We start from the raw sequence: 12,992 nt of genomic DNA, 5'->3' as shown, positions 1-12,992 counted from the left end.
TTCGTGCTCGGGGGGAGCACACCGCCATCGGGGGGAGTCCTTGTCATGTCTTCGAAGCTGAATCCGCATTTCGCGGAGGTGCAGGCGCACTACGACTTATCGGATGAATTCTTCGAACTGTTCCTGGACCCGACCAGAACCTACAGCTGCGCCTATTTCGAACGTGACGACATGACGCTGGAGCAGGCCCAGCTCGCCAAGATCGACCTGTCGCTGGGCAAGCTGGGTCTGCGGCCCGGCATGACGTTGCTCGACGTCGGGTGCGGCTGGGGTGCCACCCTGCGCCGCGCCATCGAGCGTTACGACGTCAACGTGATCGGGCTGACCCTGAGCCGCAATCAAGCCGCGCACGTGCGGCGCAGCTTCGATGCGCTGGACAGCCCGCGCGAGCGACGGGTGGTGCTGGCCGGCTGGGAGCAGTTCGACGAACCGGTGGACCGGATCGTCTCGATCGGCGCGTTCGAACACTTCGGCTTCGAGCGCTACGACTCCTTCTTTGCGATGGCCCACCGGCTACTGCCGGCCGACGGCAAGATGCTGCTGCACACCATCACCACGCTGTCGGGCAACCAGTTCGCCGAACGCGGCCTGCCGCTGACCATGGATGCCGCCCGGTTCACCAAGTTCATCATGAGCGAGATCTTCCCGGGCGGCCGGCTGCCGTCGATCGAGATGGTGCACGAGCACTCCGAACGAGCCGATTTCACCGTGGAGCGCACCCAGTCGCTGCAGCCGCACTACGCCCGGACCCTGGACCTGTGGGCGCAGGCTTTGGGGGCCCACCACGACGAGGCGATCGCCGTCCAGTCCGAGGGGGTCTACCAGCGCTACATGAGGTATCTGACCGGGTGTGCGGAGCGGTTCCGACTTGGCTACATTGACGTCAACCAGTTCACCCTCGCCAAGTAGACATTCGGCCACCGATGCCGATGCGGGCACTGTGCGCCCGCTATGATTCAACGGTTGACCGGCTTGGGCGACACATCACACACCGCGTCCGGTCACGGCGGGTTACATCAGGAAGGCAGCCAGTCAAAGATGGCGGAGAAATCGACACGCACCGCGGGAATGCGTCCGAAGTTCGAGAACATCCAGGCTCACTACGACCTGTCCGATGACTTCTTCGCCCTATTCCAGGACCCGAGCCGCACCTACAGTTGCGCCTACTTCGAGCCGCCGGACCTGAATCTGGAGCAGGCGCAGATCGCCAAGGTCGACTTGAACCTCGACAAGCTGGACCTGCGGCCCGGAATGACCCTGCTCGACGTCGGCTGCGGCTGGGGCGGGACCATGAAGCGCGCCGTCGAGAAGTACGACGTCAACGTGATCGGCCTGACCCTGTCGACCAACCAGCACGCCTACTCACAGAGCCTGCTCGACGAGATCGACACCGAACGGTCCCGCCGGGTGCTGCTGAAGGGCTGGGAGGAGTTCGACGAGCCGGTGGACCGGATCGTCTCCATCGAGGCGTTCGAGCACTTCGGCTTCGAGAACTACGACGACTTCTTCAAGACCTGTTACGACATCATGCCGGCCGACGGCCGGATGTCCATCCAGAGCAGCGTCAGCTTCCACCCGTACGACTTGAACGCCCGCGGCAAGAAGCTGACGTTCGAGACCGCGCGGTTCATCAAGTTCATCCTCACCGAGATCTTCCCGGGCGGCCGGCTGCCCACCACCGACATGATGGTGGCGCACGGCGAGAAGGCCGGTTTCACGGTGCCCGAAGCGATTTCGCTGCGCTCGCACTACATCAAGACGCTCAAGATCTGGGGCGACGCGCTGGAGGCCCACCACGACGAGGCCGTCGCGATCCAGTCCGAAGAGGTCTACCAGCGCTACATGAAGTACCTGCGCGGCTGCGAGTACTACTTCACCGACGAGGCCCTGGACGTCAGCCTGGTCAGCTACGCCAAGAGCGCGTAACCGCCTCCCCGCCGAGCAGACGCCAAAGCCCCCTTTTCCTTCCGGAATTGGGGGCTTTCGCGTCTTGTCGCGAGGATGTGGCGAGGGTTTACTCGGCCGCGAAGTTGCGGGTGACGGTCGGGTCCACCGGGATGCCGGGGCCCGTCGTCGTGGAGATGGTGACCTTCTTCAGGTAGCGCCCCTTGGACGACGACGGCTTGAGCCGCAGCACCTCGTCGAGCGCGGCGCCGTAGTTCTCCGCCAGCTTGGTCTCCTCGAAGGACGCCTTGCCGATGACGAAGTGCAGGTTGGCCTGCTTGTCCACCCGGAAGTTGATCTTGCCGCCCTTGATGTCCGTGACGGCCTTGGCGACGTCGGGGGTCACGGTGCCGGTCTTGGGGTTGGGCATCAGGCCGCGTGGGCCCAGCACGCGGGCGATGCGGCCCACCTTGGCCATCTGGTCCGGGGTGGCGATCGCGGCGTCGAAGTCGAGGAACCCGCCCTGGATCTTCTCGATCAGGTCGTCGCTGCCGACCACGTCGGCGCCGGCGGCGATAGCGGCGTCGGCCTTCTCTCCGACCGCGAACACCGCGACCCGGGCGGTCTTACCGGTGCCGTGCGGCAGGTTCACGGTGCCGCGGACCATCTGGTCGGCCTTACGCGGGTCGACGCCGAGCCGGATGGCCACCTCGACGGTGGCGTCCTGCTTGGTCGAGGACGTCTCCTTGGCCAGCTTGGCGGCCTGCAGCGGGGTGTAGAAGTTGTCGCGGTCCACCTTCTCGGCGGCGGCGCGGAATGCCTTGCTGTTCTTGCTCATCGGTTATCCAATCTCAAATGGTTGGTTGTGGTTGGCGGGCCGAAGCTGGCCCTCCCACGTACTTCTTTCTCGACGAATAGTCCTTCGCCGAGGGCTTATTCGACTGTGATGCCCATCGAGCGGGCGGTGCCGGCGATGATCTTGGCTCCGGCCTCGATGTCGTTGGCGTTGAGGTCGGCCTTCTTGGTCTCGGCGATCTCGCGGACCTGGTCCCAGCTCACCTTGGCGACCTTGGTCTTGTGCGGCTCGGCCGAACCCTTGGCGATCCCGGCGGCCTTGAGCAGCAGCCGCGCCGCGGGCGGGGTCTTGAGCGCGAAGGTGAAGCTGCGGTCCTCGTAGACGGTGATCTCCACCGGGACGACGTTGCCGCGCTGGTTCTCCGTCGCGGCGTTGTACGCCTTGCAGAACTCCATGATGTTGACGCCGTGCTGACCGAGCGCGGGTCCGACCGGCGGCGCGGGGTTGGCCTGACCGGCTTCGATCTGAAGCTTGATCAGCCCGGCGACCTTCTTCTTCGGGGCCATGAGTTGGGGTGTTCCTTTCCTACGTACTAGATCTTGGAGACCTGGTTAAAGGTCAGTTCCACAGGCGTCTCGCGGCCGAAGATGGACACCAGCACCTTGAGCTTCTGTTGTTCGGCGTTGACCTCGCTGATCGAGGCGGGCAGCGTGGCGAACGGCCCGTCCATCACGGTGACCGACTCGCCGACCTCGTAGTCGACCTCGATGACCGGCCGCTCCAGCCCGCCCTCGTGGGCCGCCGCCGCAGTGCTGGCCGCACCGCGCGCCTGCTTCTTGGCCGCGCCCTGCGGCAGCAGGAACTTGACCACGTCGTCCAGCGGCAGCGAGGTCGGCCGGGAGGTGGCGCCGACGAACCCGGTGACGCCCGGGGTGTTGCGCACCGCCGACCAGGAGTCGTCGGTCAGGTCCATCCGCACCAGGATGTAGCCGGGCAGCACCTTGCGGTTGACCTGCTTGCGCTGGCCGTTCTTGATCTCGGTGACCTCTTCGGTGGGCACTTCCACCTGGAAGATGTAGTCGCCGACGTCCAGGTTCTGCACGCGGGTCTCGAGGTTGGCCTTCACCTTGTTCTCGTAGCCGGCGTAGGAGTGGATGACGTACCAATCGCCCGGCTTGGTGCGCAGCTCGGCCTTGAGCGCCACCGCGGGGTCGAGTTCCTCGGCGGGCTCAGCCTCGGCCGCCTCAGCGTCGGCCGCCTCGGCGGCCTCAGCCGTCTCTTCGGCCGGGGCCTCGGCAGGCACCTCGGTGGTCTCCGCCACGTCGACCGGCTCGCCCGCAGGCGTATCGCCGTCGAAGGTAGTCACGGTTGTCAGTCCTTCCTATAACTTCACTCGCCGAACACCAGCAGCACCAGCCGGGCGAATCCGTAGTCCGCACCGGCGACCAGAGCCACCATGAAGACCAGGAACGCCAGCACCACCGCGGTGTAGGTAACCATCTGCTTGCGGTTCGGCCAGATCACCTTGCGAAGTTCGCCGACGACCTGCTTGAGGTAGTTGAAGACGAAGAGGAACGGATTGCGCGACGGCCCGTCCGACTTCTTTTTGACCTTCTTGGCCTTCTTGGCCTCGTCCCCACCCAGCTCGGTCGCGGTGGACTCCAGCCCATCGACGCCGCCGGCCGCGCCGCGCCGCCGGGAGCGCTTGCCGGTAGGACGCAGCGGGTCCCCGACCTGCCTGCTCGCCACGGCCGTGCGACCGGGGCGCAGAGGAGAGTCGGCCTCGCTGTCGCCGTCGGCTGCGGCGTCGGGACGGTCGAGCTCGTCGGTCACCGCACGCTCCTTCGTTCTTCTCGCTTACGTATTGCCGTACCGCACCTGGTGAGTTCCAGTGTCCACTGTCCACCATGGCACGTCAGCAGGGGCGACAGGACTTGAACCTGCAACCTGCGGTTTTGGAGACCGCTGCTCTGCCAGTTGAGCTACGCCCCTTCGCGGTTGGCAGACCAACCTGCGTTCCGGGGTCTCACCTGTGCACCGTCTCCGGCCCACACAATTCGCGCGCTCCCCGGATCCACGGAAAGCGCGCTAGTGCTGGGAAAACCCCGAGGTCCGAGTGTACCTCGCCGCTGCGGCCAGTTACTAATCAGGCTGTTCGGACGACCTGACCGGATTCGGCGTCCCACTTCAGGCTCACCGAATCGTCGCCGTCGTGGCCCATCATCGTGGTGAACGCCTCCAGCACGACGTCGCCGTCCTGGTTGGTCAAGATGTTGCGGGTCGTCACGATGTCGGCGCCGAACCGCTCGTTGACCGACGCGATCTCCATCCGCGCGTAGAGGACGTCGCCGGCCTTGATCGGTTTGCGGTAGGTGAACCCCTGGTCGACCTGGACCATCTGCATGGTGGTGTAGCCGGTGTCGACGTTGCGGAAGAAGTCGGACTGCACCAACTTGGCCAGGATCGCCACGAAGGTCAGCGGGGCCAGCACCGAGTCGTAGCCCAGTTCGGCCGCCGCCGCCTCGTCGTAGCAGGCGGGGTCCTCGGCCTTGATGGCCCGGGCGAACTCGCGGATCTTCTCGCGGCCCACCACGAACGGCTCCGGGTAGCGCCAGATCAGGCCCCGGATATCGGTTTTGATCGCCATTGTTGTTCCCCTAGGCGAGCTTCGCCGAGGCGACCGCCCGTCCGAAGATCTTCTTTCCGTCGGTGGTGGCGGTGAGCGCGATCGTCACCGACTTGGATTCCGGGTCCACAGACTTCACCCGGCCGCTGAAGACGATCTCGGCGCCCTTGCCGTCGTTGGGCACCGGCACCACGGCGGTGAAACGGACGTTGTACTCGGTCACCGCTCCCGGGTCACCCACCCACGCGGTGACGTAGCCGCCGCCAAGCCCCATGGTCAGCATGCCGTGGGCGATCGCGGTGTCCAGGCCGACCTGCTGGGCGATCTCGTCGTCCCAGTGGATCGGGTTCAGGTCGCCGGACACGCCGGCATAGTTGACCAGATCCTGCCGAGACAGCGGGATGACCCGCTCAGGCAGCTGATCGCCGACCTTGACCGAACTGAACTCACGCAACGCCATCGGTGAAACCTTTTTCTCCCTCGCCGGCGCGACCCGCCAGCGTCGTATATGTCTCCTGCACGGTCTCGCCGGCATCATTGGTGACCACCTGCCGGGTCACGATGATGTCGGTGCCGTGTGCGTGGCGAACCGATTCGACCGAGACGTCGCAGTACAGCCGGTCGCCTTCCTTGATCGGCTGGTGAAACTCCAGCTTCTGGTCGACCTGGACGATCTGAGCGTCATCGACGGTGACACCGGCATGCTCGAAGAACGACGAAATCGCCTTGTGACCGAACACCGAGATGTAGGTCAGCGGGGCCAGCAGGCCGTCGTAGCCGAGGCCGGCGGCGGCCCGCACGTCGAAGCTGGCCGGGTCCACGGCCTTGACCGCGCGAGCGTATTCGCGGATCTTCTCCCGCTCCACGTCATAGTGGTCGGGATAGCGGTAGTGCGCCCCGGCGAGGCGCTCGGCCAACGACACGGTTCGCGCTACCTAGCGGGATTCGCGGTGAGACTGGTGCTTGCCGCAGTTGGGGCAGAACTTCTTCAGCTCCAGCCGGTCGGGGTCGTTGCGGCGGTTCTTCTTGGTGATGTAGTTGCGGTGCTTGCACACCTCACAGGCCAAGGTGATCTTCGGCCGCACATCGGTGCTGGAGGCCACGTCAGCTGCCCTCTTTCATCTGTTGTTGCGCTGGTTCTCGTAGTAGCGATGGCCGGACTTGAACCGGCGACCTAACGATTATGAGTCGTTCGCTCTAACCAACTGAGCTACATCGCCGCGGGTAATACACCTGCCAGCAGGCCCGGCGTCCACCGAGCCCCCTAACGGAATCGAACCGTTGACCTTTTCCTTACCATGGAAACGCTCTGCCGACTGAGCTAAGGGGGCCTGACCAACGGCGGCCATGCGGCGCCGTAAGCCTGTAGAAGGTTACAACCTCGCCCGCGAGGTCACCAAACCGCGGTGCTGATGGCGACGACCTGCCGAGTCGCCGCGGCTGATGGCGACGACCTGCCGCGCCCGGCTTCGCCGGGTTTGCGGTACCCGCTGCTTTAGGGTGGGAGGCGTGCCCGAATCCGACCGGCTGTATTTCCGCCAACTGCTCTCCGGACGCGATTTCGCGGTCGGGGACCCGATGGCCACCCAGATGCGCAATTTCGCGTACCTGATCGGCGACCGGCAGACCGGCGACGCCGTGGTGGTCGACCCGGCCTACGCCGCCGGCGACCTGCTCGACACCATCGAGGCCGACGGCATGCGGCTGTCCGGCGTACTGGTGACCCACCACCACCCCGATCACGTGGGCGGGTCGATGATGGGATTCGAACTCAAGGGCCTCGCCGAGCTGCTGGAGCGGGCCAGCGTCCCGGTTCACGTGAACACCCATGAGGCACAGTGGGTTTCGCGGATCACCGGAATTCCGATGACGGACCTGACCGCCCATGAGCACGGCGACAAGGTCAGCATCGGCGACATCGAGATCGAGCTGCTGCACACCCCCGGGCACACCCCGGGCAGTCAGTGCTTCCTGCTCGAGGGCCGGCTCGTCGCCGGCGACACGTTGTTTCTGGAGGGCTGCGGCCGCACCGACTTCCCCGGTGGCGACTCCGACGAGATGTACCGCAGCCTGCAGCAGCTGGCCGCCCTGCCGGGTGACCCGACGGTGTTCCCCGGGCACTGGTATTCGGCCGACCCGAGCGCTGCGCTCTCCGAGGTCAAGCGATCCAACTATGTATTCAGCGCCGGAAGCCTGGACCGGTGGCGCATGCTGATGGGCGGATGAGGGGATAGCCGATGGGATCAGTCGAGGACCGCTGGTACGACATCGCCCACGCGGGGCCGGAGACGTGGCTGGCGTTCGCGGCGTGGCTGGCGATCGGGATCACCGTGCTGGCGCTGCTCTATCTGAACCGGCAACTGCAGCGCAACCGCCGCGCGGCCGCCGAGCAGACCCGCCCGCACGTGGCGATGTATATGGAGCCGCACGCCGCGGACTGGCACGTCATCGAGCTGGTGGTCCGCAACTTCGGCAAGACCGCCGCCTATGACATCCGGTTCTCGTTCGCCCAGCCGCCGACCGTGGCCCGCTACGAGACGGCTTCGGACGGCTACGCCGACGTGGTGGCCTTGCAGCTGCCCGAGGAGCTGACGGTGCTGGCGCCGAACCAGGAATGGCGCACGGTGTGGGACTCGGCGATCGACCGGGCCGAGCTCGGTGAGGGCATCGAGTCGCGGTTCACCGGGACCGTCACCTACTACGACACCCCCGACGAGCCCAAGGGGTGGTTCGGGCGCGGCAAGCGGACCCCCTACGAGAACAAGGTGACGCTGGACTGGGGCGACCTGCCGCCGGTGCGGCGCGTCGAGTTGATGACGACGCACGACCTGGCCAAGCGGGAGAAGCAGAAGCTGGAGCTGCTGCGCAGCCTGCTCAGCTACTTCCACTACGCCAGCAAGGAGACCCGCCCGGACGTGTTCCGCAGCGAGATCGAGCGGATCAACGGGGCGGCCCGCGAGATCCAGGACCGGCTGCGCGGCCGCGAGCAGCTCGAGGGCACCGGCAACACCGACATCACCGTGCGGCTGGGTGACGCCAGCGCCGAGTTGGGCAAGCACCGGCACTGAACGTCACTCGGCGCCCGGGTAGTGCGCCACCCGGAACCGCTCCAGGTAGGCCGGCCAGTCCCAGCCCGACAGGAACTCCTGGGTCGCGACGTAGCCGTTTTGGTAGAGCTCTTCGAGCCGGGCGCGGGAGATCCCGAAGTCCAGCACGCCGACGTCGGTCGGGTTGATCTTGATGGCACGCACGCTGACCCACGGCTGGTTCAGATAAGTCTGGTCGTGGCCGACCAGCAGGGTGCTGATCAGGTTTTCCAGCAGCCGCGACTGCCCGAACATGCGCAGCGGCCGCAGGCCCGGAACCATGTCGCCGATATCGCCGCCGGACAGCTCCGGCACCACCGTCACCCCGAAGGTGGGCCACAGCGGTGCGCGGCCGTCGAGCCGGTCGAACGTGTCGATCGGGAAGTTCGACAGCACCCCGCCGTCGACCAGCGTGGATTGCCGCCCGGCGGCGCTGGTCAGCGTCGCCGGGCGGTAGAAGAACGGCACCGACATCGAGGCGCGCACCGCATCGGCGACCGACTGCTCGTCGGGGTCGAGGCCGTAGACCCGCCGGTAGTCCCACGGCAGCCGGACCAGCTGCCCGGTCGTGACGTCGGTCACGCTGACCACCGCGCGGTAGCGCCGCTCGGTCAGCAGGTTGTCGTCGTCGTAGGCCAGATCGCCCCAGGTGTGCACCCCCAGGTTGGCCAGCTCGCTGCGGATCCAGTCGTGGGCGACGTCGCCGCGGTACAGGCCGCTGTCGCGCAAGAATCCGTAGGCCGCGCCCAGCAGCGGGACCGGTACCTCGGTGTCGCGCCAGGTGGACAGCGGCACCGACAGCGCCAGTTCCTTGACCTGTGCCGCGGTCAGCTGATCGCCCTGGGCGGCCGCGGCCAGGATGGTGCCCACCACCGAACCGCCGGACACCCCGGAGATGCGCTGCACCGAGTAGCCGGCGTCCATCAGCGCTACCACCGCCCCGACCAGCCCGATGAACCGCACTCCCCCGCCGGACAGCACCAGGTCGGCGGTCGGCGGCGCGGTGCCCTGCGATCGACGACTGGCCACGGTCGGCACTCAGTCCGCGGAGTTCCACTCGTAGGGCAGGAATTTGCCGTCGAGGGTGATCACCACCCGATCACCGCCGGGGTGCGGTTTCTTGTCGATGTCCACGCTGAAGTTGATCGCGCTCATGATGCCGTCGCCGAACTGCTCGTGGATCAGTTCTTTGAGCGCGGGGCCGTAGACGCCCACCGCCTCGTAGAGCCGGTAGATGGTCGGGTCGGTGGGCGGCGTGGTGAGCCCGCCGCGCACCGGCACCGCGGCCAGTATCGGTACCACCGAACGATCCAAGCCGAGCAGATCGGCCAGGATTTCGCCCTGCTCGGCGGGGATGGGCTGCTGGCCCAGCAGCGCCGACGTGGTCCACACGACCGGCTTCTTGATGGCGTCGGCCAGCTCCTGCCAGCTCAGGCCCTTGGCCAGCCGGGCGGCGACGATCTGCTCGGTGATCTCGCTTCGGTTCATGGCTTCCAGCATGCCCGTGTCGGTCAGCTCGCGAAATAGCGTCGCAGGTTCTGCCACATCGCGGCATGCGAGCTGCCGCCGTCGCGCAGCACGGTGTTCATCAACAGCCGGGGTGCGCTGATGTCGACCTGCTCATGCAGCTGGCTGCCGTCGCCGTGCGGGCGCACCGTCACCGTCGACCACATTTCGATGCCGGGCCGCTGCAAGGTGTGGCTGCGGATCTCGCCGGGGCCGTCGGTGCGCAGGTCCACCCGGCAGGTGAAGCGGATCGGAATGCCGTACAGGCGCATGCGGTGCGGGGCCAGGTAGCGGGTGGCGCCGTCGGTGCCGCCGGGGACGCGGCGCACGTCCACCAGCATCGGGTGCAGCGCTTCGTAATTGGTCAGGTCGGCCAGAAACGCCGTCACAATCTCCGGCGACGCCCCGATGTCGGCGGTGTGCTCCAGGCGTCCGCGGGCCATGTCAGCGACCTTAGCCCGGCCGGCACCGCTGGCATACTCGGCGGCATGCCCGCTCCCAAAGCCTCTGGACTGTGCCTGCTGATCGCCGTACTCGTGGCCGCGACGGCCCTGCTGGCCGCGGGATGCGGTTCGCGGACGACGGCCGAGGGCACCCAGCTGGACTTCACCGCCCAAACCCTGGACGGCCGGAAATTCTCCGGTTCGAGCCTGCACGGCCGGCCGGCGGTGCTGTGGTTCTGGGCGCCGTGGTGTCCCACCTGTCAGAAGGATGCGCCGGTGGTGGCGCGGGTGGCCGCCGCGCATCCGGCGGTGACGTTCGTCGGGGTGGGCGCGCGCGATGAGCTGAGCGCGCTGCAGGACTTCGTCGCCAAGTACGGTGTGGACTCCTTCACCGAGCTCAACGACGCCGACGCCGCGGTGTGGGCCCGGTTCGGGGTGACCCGCCAGCCCGCGTACGCCTTCGTCAGCCCGGACGGCGGAGTCGAAGTGGTGAAGGGCTCGCTGTCCGAAGCCGATCTGAGTGCGCGGGTGCAGGCGCTGACGCCGACGTGATCGACACCGCCACACTGAGTTTCGCTCTGGGCGCCGGGCTGGTCGCGGCGCTGAACCCGTGTGGTTTCGCGTTTCTGCCGGGGTATCTGGGTTTGGTGATCGCCGACAGCCGGGACACCTCGCGTCCGGTGGCGCTGGCCCGCGCCGGTGCGGCGACGGTGACGATGTCGGCCGGGTTCCTGACGGTGTTCGGGATTTTCGGGCTGGCGGTGTCGCCGTTGATCGCCTCGGCGCAGAAGTATCTGCCGTTCGCCACCGTGGTCATCGGCGTGCTGCTGCTGGCGATGGGCGGCTGGCTGCTGGCCGGCCGGGACATCTCGGTGCTGCTGCCCAAGGCGGGCGGGACGCCGACGGCGCGGCTGCGGTCGATGTACGGCTACGGCGTGGGCTATGCGGTCGCCTCGTTGTCGTGCACGATCGCACCGTTTCTCGCGGTGATCAGCACGACCTTCCACCAGGGCTCGACGCTGGCCGGGGTGCTGGCGTTCGTCGCCTACGCCGCGGGCATGAGCATCACCGTCGGCGTCGCGGCGCTGGCGGTGGCACTGGCCGGTTCGTCGGCGACCTCGGCGCTGCGCCGGGTGCTGCCGTATGTGGGCCGCATCGCCGGGGTGATCGTGCTGTTGACCGGGTTGTACGTCACCTACTACGGCTACTACGAGATCCGGTTGTACTTCTCCGGGGCCGACGCCGACGATCCGGTGATCCACGCGGCCGGCGCGGTGCAGTCCTGGCTGGCCGATCGGGTCGACGCGCTGGGCGTCTGGCCGCTGCTGGGAGCGGCCGCGGTACTGGTATTGGTTTCGATTGTTTCAATTAGACGCACTCGCGGGTAGCATGGACGCATGCCCGCCGCCGTCGCACCCATCGCCCGCCAGGTCGCCGAACGTGCCCGCACCGATGCCGGGTTCGCCCAGGTCCTCGACGCCCTGCTGGAGGCGCCGACGGCGCCGCAGGGCACTTTGGAGCGTATCGCCGCCCACGCGCTGAACGACCAGCGTCGCGCCGCCCTCGTCGACGACTTCGTCGCCGGGGCGCTGCCCACCCCGAAGGTCCAGGCGCTGCTGCGGCTGGGCACCCCGCAGGCGGTGCACCGGCTGCGCAGCCGCGGCAAGCTGATCGGCGCGGCCGTGGGCAACCAGACCTGGTTTCCGGCGTGGCAATTCGACGACGCACGGCTGCGCGCCGACCTGCCCGAGATCCTGGAGTTGCTGGCCCGGTTCAGCACCGATCCGCTGGCCGCCGACCGCATCATGCGGCTCACCCATGACGAGTTGGGCGGTATCTCGATCGCCGAGGCACTGCGCCGTCCCGCCACCGCGGCGGAAGCCCGGCGGATGCTGACCGCGCTCGGTGCCTGAGCTTCCCGCCGGCTACCGGGCCGCACTGCCCGAAGCCCGGCCGACCGGCCTGCGCCGCCGCCGGATCACCGCCGGAACGCAGCTGTGGCGCCTGGACGCCGAGCACCCCTCCCGGTGGGCTTGGGACGGGTTCCCCGAGCCGCGCTACCGCTTCGACCCGACGTCGGGAATGTTCCGCACCCGTTATGGGGCAACGGATCTGCTCGGTGCGTTCCGTGAGCGCTACCGGCTGACCGGGTTGATGATCCCGGCCGACCACGCCGGCCACCACCTGGTGCGGCTGACCGCGGCGCGGCATCTGCGGGTGCTCGACTTGCGCACCGAACGCAACCTGGACGCCCTGGGCGTCGACGACCAGATCAGCACCGGCCAGCACGACGCGGTGTGGGCCACCTGCCAGCGACTCGCCGACGCGGTGCGGCGCTGGTGGCCTGAGCCCGAGGAATGCCCGGACGCGATCGTCTACCGGTCGCGCACCACCCCGGAGACCTCGGTCAACTACGCGTTCTTCGCCGTCGAGGCGTTCGAGGTGGCGGCGTGGCCGCTGTCGCAGCGACCCGATGTCACAGCGGATCTGGTGCTGCGGCACGGGTTTACGATCGGGTACTGAGCACATCGTTTCCCACCTGCCCCATCCGTCACCGGTCCGGAGGATATGGGCGTGTGCCCGCCTTTGAGCGACAGGCGATGTTATGTCAGCTTCCCGGGGGTGGGCGATGGGAATCGGGTGCCGGGCCG

Annotated in this window: 19 protein-coding genes and 3 tRNA genes; 8 read left to right on the top strand and 14 right to left on the bottom strand. The window is 67.4% G+C overall.

From position 1 onward, the window contains the following. The first annotated feature begins 45 nt into the window (after nt 1-45). Entirely contained in the window at nt 46-909 is an 864-nt protein-coding gene (locus A5771_RS12765; protein WP_064855583.1) for a cyclopropane mycolic acid synthase family methyltransferase, read from the top strand. A gap of 129 nt (nt 910-1,038) precedes the next feature. Continuing rightward, complete coding sequence (locus A5771_RS12760) at nt 1,039-1,926, top strand: cyclopropane mycolic acid synthase family methyltransferase (RefSeq protein WP_064855617.1); 888 nt, start codon at nt 1,039-1,041, stop codon at nt 1,924-1,926. A gap of 88 nt (nt 1,927-2,014) precedes the next feature. On the opposite strand, the gene rplA is transcribed toward A5771_RS12760, so the two are convergent. From rplA to A5771_RS12705, 11 genes are all read right to left on the bottom strand, one after another. Then, nucleotides 2,015-2,722, bottom strand: coding sequence for a 50S ribosomal protein L1 (gene rplA, locus A5771_RS12755; RefSeq protein WP_064855582.1), 708 nt, complete (start codon nt 2,720-2,722; stop codon nt 2,015-2,017). 95 nt (nt 2,723-2,817) lie between these two features. Then, a complete protein-coding gene (gene rplK, locus A5771_RS12750; RefSeq protein WP_064855581.1) occupies nt 2,818-3,246 on the bottom strand; it encodes a 50S ribosomal protein L11 in 429 nt (142 codons plus the stop codon). Between the two features lie 26 nt (nt 3,247-3,272). After that, complete coding sequence (gene nusG, locus A5771_RS12745; protein ID WP_064855580.1) at nt 3,273-4,046, bottom strand: transcription termination/antitermination protein NusG; 774 nt, start codon at nt 4,044-4,046, stop codon at nt 3,273-3,275. A 23-nt stretch (nt 4,047-4,069) separates the two neighbouring features. Beyond that, nucleotides 4,070-4,513 (bottom strand): preprotein translocase subunit SecE, encoded by a 444-nt coding sequence (gene secE, locus A5771_RS12740; protein WP_064855579.1) that lies wholly within the window; start codon nt 4,511-4,513, stop codon nt 4,070-4,072. 86 nt (nt 4,514-4,599) lie between these two features. Beyond that, nucleotides 4,600-4,672, bottom strand: a tRNA-Trp gene (locus tag A5771_RS12735). 154 nt (nt 4,673-4,826) lie between these two features. Continuing rightward, nucleotides 4,827-5,327, bottom strand: coding sequence for a (3R)-hydroxyacyl-ACP dehydratase subunit HadC (gene hadC, locus A5771_RS12730; RefSeq protein WP_064855578.1), 501 nt, complete (start codon nt 5,325-5,327; stop codon nt 4,827-4,829). A 10-nt stretch (nt 5,328-5,337) separates the two neighbouring features. Continuing rightward, nucleotides 5,338-5,766 carry a (3R)-hydroxyacyl-ACP dehydratase subunit HadB gene (hadB, locus tag A5771_RS12725; protein WP_064855577.1) on the bottom strand — a complete coding sequence of 143 codons (429 nt, stop codon included), beginning with the start codon at nt 5,764-5,766 and terminating at the stop codon, nt 5,338-5,340. Then, complete coding sequence (gene hadA, locus A5771_RS12720) at nt 5,753-6,229, bottom strand: (3R)-hydroxyacyl-ACP dehydratase subunit HadA (RefSeq protein ID WP_064855576.1); 477 nt, start codon at nt 6,227-6,229, stop codon at nt 5,753-5,755. The genes hadB and hadA overlap by 14 nt, the downstream gene beginning before the upstream one ends. A gap of 12 nt (nt 6,230-6,241) precedes the next feature. Next, entirely contained in the window at nt 6,242-6,409 is a 168-nt protein-coding gene (gene rpmG, locus A5771_RS12715; protein WP_013827599.1) for a 50S ribosomal protein L33, read from the bottom strand. Nucleotides 6,410-6,452: 43 nt separating this feature from the next. Continuing rightward, nucleotides 6,453-6,526 (bottom strand) — tRNA-Met (locus A5771_RS12710). 38 nt (nt 6,527-6,564) lie between these two features. Continuing rightward, nucleotides 6,565-6,637, bottom strand: a tRNA-Thr gene (locus A5771_RS12705). A gap of 178 nt (nt 6,638-6,815) precedes the next feature. Between A5771_RS12705 and A5771_RS12700 the strand changes: the two genes are divergently transcribed. Continuing rightward, nucleotides 6,816-7,532: an MBL fold metallo-hydrolase gene (locus A5771_RS12700; protein WP_064855616.1), complete on the top strand. Its 717-nt coding sequence runs from the start codon at nt 6,816-6,818 to the stop codon at nt 7,530-7,532. An 11-nt stretch (nt 7,533-7,543) separates the two neighbouring features. After that, nucleotides 7,544-8,374, top strand: coding sequence for a hypothetical protein (locus A5771_RS12695; RefSeq protein ID WP_064855575.1), 831 nt, complete (start codon nt 7,544-7,546; stop codon nt 8,372-8,374). A gap of 3 nt (nt 8,375-8,377) precedes the next feature. Here the strand turns inward: A5771_RS12695 and A5771_RS12690 are convergent, their stop codons facing one another. Genes A5771_RS12690 through A5771_RS12680 form a run of 3 tightly spaced genes read right to left on the bottom strand, consistent with a single transcriptional unit; the run spans nt 8,378 to nt 10,341 of the window. Further along, nucleotides 8,378-9,421: a patatin-like phospholipase family protein gene (locus A5771_RS12690; protein WP_064855615.1), complete on the bottom strand. Its 1,044-nt coding sequence runs from the start codon at nt 9,419-9,421 to the stop codon at nt 8,378-8,380. A gap of 9 nt (nt 9,422-9,430) precedes the next feature. After that, nucleotides 9,431-9,892 (bottom strand): cyanase, encoded by a 462-nt coding sequence (cynS, locus tag A5771_RS12685; protein ID WP_064855574.1) that lies wholly within the window; start codon nt 9,890-9,892, stop codon nt 9,431-9,433. A gap of 11 nt (nt 9,893-9,903) precedes the next feature. Continuing rightward, entirely contained in the window at nt 9,904-10,341 is a 438-nt protein-coding gene (locus tag A5771_RS12680) for an SRPBCC family protein (RefSeq protein WP_064855573.1), read from the bottom strand. A gap of 45 nt (nt 10,342-10,386) precedes the next feature. Here A5771_RS12680 and A5771_RS12675 point away from each other — a divergent pair, with 45 nt between their 5' ends. Genes A5771_RS12675 through A5771_RS12660 form a run of 4 tightly spaced genes read left to right on the top strand, consistent with a single transcriptional unit; the run spans nt 10,387 to nt 12,864 of the window. Next, nucleotides 10,387-10,893, top strand: coding sequence for a redoxin family protein (locus A5771_RS12675; RefSeq protein WP_064855572.1), 507 nt, complete (start codon nt 10,387-10,389; stop codon nt 10,891-10,893). After that, nucleotides 10,890-11,729 carry a cytochrome c biogenesis CcdA family protein gene (locus A5771_RS12670; RefSeq protein ID WP_064855571.1) on the top strand — a complete coding sequence of 280 codons (840 nt, stop codon included), beginning with the start codon at nt 10,890-10,892 and terminating at the stop codon, nt 11,727-11,729. Before A5771_RS12675 ends, A5771_RS12670 begins: the two co-directional genes overlap by 4 nt. A 9-nt stretch (nt 11,730-11,738) precedes the next feature. Continuing rightward, nucleotides 11,739-12,254, top strand: coding sequence for a hypothetical protein (locus A5771_RS12665; RefSeq protein ID WP_064855570.1), 516 nt, complete (start codon nt 11,739-11,741; stop codon nt 12,252-12,254). Continuing rightward, entirely contained in the window at nt 12,247-12,864 is a 618-nt protein-coding gene (locus tag A5771_RS12660; RefSeq protein WP_109401124.1) for an RES family NAD+ phosphorylase, read from the top strand. The genes A5771_RS12665 and A5771_RS12660 overlap by 8 nt, the downstream gene beginning before the upstream one ends. The last annotated feature ends 128 nt before the right edge of the window (nt 12,865-12,992 follow it).

It is taken from the genome of Mycolicibacter sinensis (assembly GCF_001667375.1).
Lineage (GTDB): Bacteria > Actinomycetota > Actinomycetes > Mycobacteriales > Mycobacteriaceae > Mycobacterium > Mycobacterium sinense_A.
This window is presented reverse-complemented; position numbering and strand designations above follow the sequence as displayed.

Coding starts and splice junctions, on each gene's coding strand:
- cynS (WP_064855574.1), bottom strand. CDS start 9,892: ATGCTGGAAGCCATGAACCGAAGCGAGATCACCGAGCAGATCGTCGCC.
- A5771_RS12765 (WP_064855583.1), top strand. CDS start 46: ATGTCTTCGAAGCTGAATCCGCATTTCGCGGAGGTGCAGGCGCACTAC.
- A5771_RS12665 (WP_064855570.1), top strand. CDS start 11,739: ATGCCCGCCGCCGTCGCACCCATCGCCCGCCAGGTCGCCGAACGTGCC.
- hadC (WP_064855578.1), bottom strand. CDS start 5,327: ATGGCGATCAAAACCGATATCCGGGGCCTGATCTGGCGCTACCCGGAG.
- hadB (WP_064855577.1), bottom strand. CDS start 5,766: ATGGCGTTGCGTGAGTTCAGTTCGGTCAAGGTCGGCGATCAGCTGCCT.
- rplK (WP_064855581.1), bottom strand. CDS start 3,246: ATGGCCCCGAAGAAGAAGGTCGCCGGGCTGATCAAGCTTCAGATCGAA.
- A5771_RS12695 (WP_064855575.1), top strand. CDS start 7,544: ATGGGATCAGTCGAGGACCGCTGGTACGACATCGCCCACGCGGGGCCG.
- A5771_RS12760 (WP_064855617.1), top strand. CDS start 1,039: ATGGCGGAGAAATCGACACGCACCGCGGGAATGCGTCCGAAGTTCGAG.
- A5771_RS12680 (WP_064855573.1), bottom strand. CDS start 10,341: ATGGCCCGCGGACGCCTGGAGCACACCGCCGACATCGGGGCGTCGCCG.
- A5771_RS12675 (WP_064855572.1), top strand. CDS start 10,387: ATGCCCGCTCCCAAAGCCTCTGGACTGTGCCTGCTGATCGCCGTACTC.
- rplA (WP_064855582.1), bottom strand. CDS start 2,722: ATGAGCAAGAACAGCAAGGCATTCCGCGCCGCCGCCGAGAAGGTGGAC.